Annotated in this window: 3 protein-coding genes; 2 read left to right on the forward strand and 1 reads right to left on the reverse strand. The window is 49.8% G+C overall.

What is annotated here, in order from left to right; all coding sequences use genetic code 11:
- The first annotated feature begins 798 nt into the window (after positions 1–798).
- Both PGX44_RS13695 and PGX44_RS13700 read left to right on the forward strand, forming a co-directional pair.
- Positions 799–1,716, forward strand: a complete 918-nt coding sequence (locus PGX44_RS13695) for a protein-tyrosine phosphatase family protein (protein ID WP_498855809.1) — start codon at positions 799–801, stop codon at positions 1,714–1,716.
- Positions 1,717–1,740: 24 nt separating this feature from the next.
- Complete coding sequence (locus tag PGX44_RS13700; protein WP_498855810.1) at positions 1,741–2,583, forward strand: alpha/beta hydrolase family protein; 843 nt, start codon at positions 1,741–1,743, stop codon at positions 2,581–2,583.
- A 79-nt stretch (positions 2,584–2,662) separates the two neighbouring features.
- Here PGX44_RS13700 and PGX44_RS13705 read toward each other — a convergent pair whose 3' ends face one another.
- Complete coding sequence (locus tag PGX44_RS13705; RefSeq protein WP_498855811.1) at positions 2,663–4,069, reverse strand: amino acid permease; 1,407 nt, start codon at positions 4,067–4,069, stop codon at positions 2,663–2,665.
- Positions 4,070–4,384: the final 315 nt, after the last annotated feature.

Below are 4,384 nucleotides of genomic sequence, written 5' to 3' on the forward strand. Positions count from 1 at the left end.
TGTGCCCCCGTCAGCACCGAGAAATCGGTGCTCCTTTTTCGTAATCAGCGGCGGTCCAGGGCTGCCCCCTAGGGGGCGCAATGCCCCTGTGTGGGCATTGCGGTTCTAACGCGTATCCCCGATTATGATACGCGTTAGAAGGGGACAGTGACTTATCTGCGCGTTCAGCAGATAAGTCGAAAGGGGTTCATTAGAAGGTAATCACACAACAAGTGTGCCCCCGTCAGCACCAGAAATCGGTGCTCTTTTTGCGTAATCAGCGGCGATCCAGAGCTGCCCCCTTAGGGGCGCAATGCCCCTGTGTGGGCATTGCGGTTCTATCGCGTATCCCCGATTATGATACGCGATGGAAGGGGACAGTGATTCATCTGCGCGTTCAGCAGATGAATCGAAAGGGGTTCATTTGAAGATAAAAATTATCTACAATAAAATGAACCCCTTCAGGTCCAAATGCTCCGCATCCGGCCCAGCTCCCCCACAGGGGAGCCCATTTAAGCACCGAGAAATCGGTGCTCTTTTTGCGTAATCAGCGGCGGTCCAGAGCTGCCCCCTAGGGGGCGCAATGCCCCTGTGTGGGCATTGCGGTTCCAGTGCGTATCCCCGATCATGATACGCAATGGAAGGGGACAGTGACCGATCTGCGCGATACGCAAATCGGTCGAAAGGGGTTCATTTGAAGATAAAAAATATTTAAATGAACCCCTTCAGGCCATCTAGTTAACGAATCTTTCATCATCAGTATAAGCTCCTATGGCAAACTATCTATGCTATACTATATATATCAAGCGAGGAAGGGATGTGAGTATATTGACTTGGAAAAAGACCGTAGCTCTTGGCTTGGTTTTGGTGCAGCTTGGTTTGGGCAGTGCCTTTGCTGCTGCGCCCGATTTGTCCGGTCTCGTTGTCAGGGAGCCTGGGACCTTCTGGCGTCTCGATGCTGTCAATAAAGCAGAAGTACCGCGAAATTACCGCGTCGATGAAAGCCTGCGTATGAGTGGTAGTGCCCAGCCGTCAGCTTTGGCGGTAACGGCGATTTTGCACGATTTGCATGAACGTGGCGTAACGCCCCGGCAGGTCAGACTTGTAGATCTGCGCCAGGAAGACCACGGCTTTTTCAACGGTACAGCTGTGAGCTGGTACGGCAAGGATAACTGGGGCAATGTTGGCCGCAGTGAGGCTTGGATTACGAAAGACGAAGAAAAGCGCCTGACAGCTGCAGAAGAGAAGAATATGACCTACTACGATCTGGGCAAGAAAAAGGTTCCCGTCGCAGCCGGTACGACCTACGTAGCCATTGCACCTACAGAAGAACAGCTGGCGTCCATCATGGGCATAGGTTACAAGCGCTTCCCTTCAACCGATCACATCTGGCCGGCTGCTAGTGAAATCGATCAATTCCTGGCTTGGTCTCAGACCTTGCCTAAGGATGCATGGCTCCATTTCCACTGCGAAGCAGGTGTGGGAAGAACTACAGCTTTTATGACGATCTGGGACATTTGGCACAACGTCCAAAAAGACAGCTTGGAAACAATCTGTGCCAGGCAAACAGCCCTGGGCGGTCAGGATATCCTGCACCTGACCAGTAAAAATAAAACGAAAGAACTGGAAAATGCTGACAAGCAATATCGCCTGCGCCAGTTCTACGAGTATGCCAAAGCCTATCAAAGCGGGCAAACACAAGAGTCCTGGTCCGCATATCTTCAGCAACATACCTAGAAAATTTTACGAGGGGGAAATGTTATGACTATACGCTTGCAGTATATAGGGGAAGATCCTGTTCTTGAAGCAGGGGCTTCCTATCCATCTTTTGATCCGCTCCGTATCCGCAGCCATGGCGATCGCCTGAGCGGTACCATCTTATTGCCTGGTGGCGTAAAGGGGGAACTTCATCCGTGTGCTATTCTTTTGCAGGGCTATCCCGGCTATACCGTGACCTACGATATCGGCCAGGCTCTGCGACGGGCGGGCATCGTTGCCATAAACGTCCTTTACCGCGGCTGTTGCGGCAGTGAAGGGGAGTATTCCTTCCATGGCATGATTGAAGACGCCATACAGGTCGCTACGTGGCTTCACGAGCCCAATGTATATGAACGGTATGACATTGACCCAACGCAAATCTTCTTCGTTGGCCACAGCATGGGAGGCTTCACGGCCATAAACGCCATGCGCCGCCTGCCTTGGATTCGCGGTACGGCCGTCATGTCGCCGTACGATTTGCCCAGTGCCTTAGAGAGTATGGGCGAAGAAAGCGTGCAAAATCTCTTGCACGAAGGGGCAGAAGTACTTCATTGCAAAGGGCCTGACTCCCTTTTTGCCGATGCCCTCTATTGTCGCGACGAAGGCTATGGTATTGCCCAGGCCTTCGACGACCTGAAAGACAGAAATCTCTATTTCGTCGGTGCCACACGCGACACTATTGCGCCGGCAGAGCTCATGATAGAGCCCCTCTGGCAGCAGCTGGCCAGCCACCAAACAGCAGCAAACCAGCAGTACGATATGGTCGAAACAAGCCACGGCTTTGACGAAAAGCGCCTCACTGTGAGCCGTCTTTTTGGCCAGTGGATTGCCGAGGTTATACAGTAACGCAGACAAAAATCCCTGTATCCTCTCCGCCTTTACGACGGAGCAGATACAGGGATTTTGTTATGGAATAAAAATGATATCAGGCTTTTTTCTGAGCAGCCAATTCAGCTTCTTCAATAACCTTGCTGTGTTTCTGGCCATATACATAATAAATGATCAGGCCGATAACAATCCAGGCGGCAAAGAGTGCATGTGTCAGCGTGGACAGTTCATAAATCAGGTAGAAGCAAACGATGGCGCCAATAGGAGCGATGACATAGAGGAGCGGGCAACGGAATTTGCGTTTAATTTCCGGGTGTTTCCGGCGCATGACGACGATGCCGATGAAGTTAACGAAGAATACAGCCAGTGTGCCTGTGTTCGACAATTCAACGATGTGCATGAGCGGTACGAAACCGGAGATAACAGCAATGAGAATGGAGCCCAGCGTCGTAACGATGTACGGCGTGTGGTATTTCGGATGGATCTTACCAATCTTAGCCGGCAGCATGCCATCACGGGATACGGCAAAGAAAATACGGGACTGGCCGAAGAGGTATACAATGAGCGTCGTGATGATACCGGCAATGGCGCCGACTGCAATGAGGTTGGCTACCTTTTCCCAGCCGAGGAGACGCAGCGCGTACGCAACCGGTTCCGGTGTATCGAGCATGGTGTAGTTGACGGCAGCCGTCAAAGCCAGGGACATACAAATGTACAAGGTCATGCAGATCGTAATAGAAGCAATAATCCCAATCGGCAAGTCGCGAGACGGATTCTTACATTCTTCTGCCGACGTAGCTACGGCGTCAAAGCCCATGTACGAGAAGAATACGATAGCAGCACCACTGATGACACCACTTGCACCGAACGGTAAGAACGGATTCAGGTTAGCCATGTCAGCGTGCGGTGTAGCAATAGCAACGAAGGCAATAATAGCAGATAACGTAACCACGACGAGAATGGCATTGAGCTTGGCGCTTTGTTTTGTGCCACGAATGAGGACAAAGCAGAGCAGAAGAATGATGATGATTGATGGCAAATTGACCAAGCCGCCTTCAGCAGGGGTTTTGAGCAGATAATCAGGAATGACATACCCCAAGGATGCCGTCATACCGGCCAAATACCCGGAAAAGCCGACGGCTACAGCCGCACCGGTAACGGTATACGCCAGTAGCAGTGACCAGCCACATAAGAAAGCCATGCCTTCACCGAGAGAAGCAAAGGTGTACGAATACACACTACCCGATGCAGGAATAATGGAAGCGAATTCGCTATACGTCAAGCCGACGAGAATACAGAGGACACCGGCAATAACGAAGGAAAGTGCCAGACCAGGGCCGGCATAGCGGGCTGCAGCAATACCTGTCAAAACGAAGATACCAGCACCGATAATACCGCCGACGCCAAGGAAGGTCAAATCGAAGGCCGTCAGATTCTTCGTCAAGGAAGAACTGGCAGCATCATTCTCCAGCTGGGCCACAGACTTGGTGTGGAAAAATGACATACCAATCACTTCTTTCTATTAAGTTTTGAAAAGAACAAGTTGAAAAAATAAAGCGGAAAGAATAAAAAAATATTGGTAATACATAAAAGTGAAGTACTTACTTACACGTCCCTGCATATAGTTTACTACAATTTAAAAAGAATAGCAACACACTTTAGAAATATGGTTAAGAAAAGTAGCCAATTAAAACTATAAAGTAACGTTACTATGTTCACAATATTTAAGTTTTTCGTATTGGATTAATCTTAGTGATAAATAGGGTGTGTCAAGAGTTTTGTGTAAATCGATTCAATAAGCAACATCGTATTGCTGCAT

The organism is Caecibacter sp. AF58-12pH5A (genome assembly GCF_027681725.1).
Classification (GTDB): Bacteria; Bacillota; Negativicutes; order Veillonellales; family Megasphaeraceae; genus Megasphaera; species Megasphaera hominis.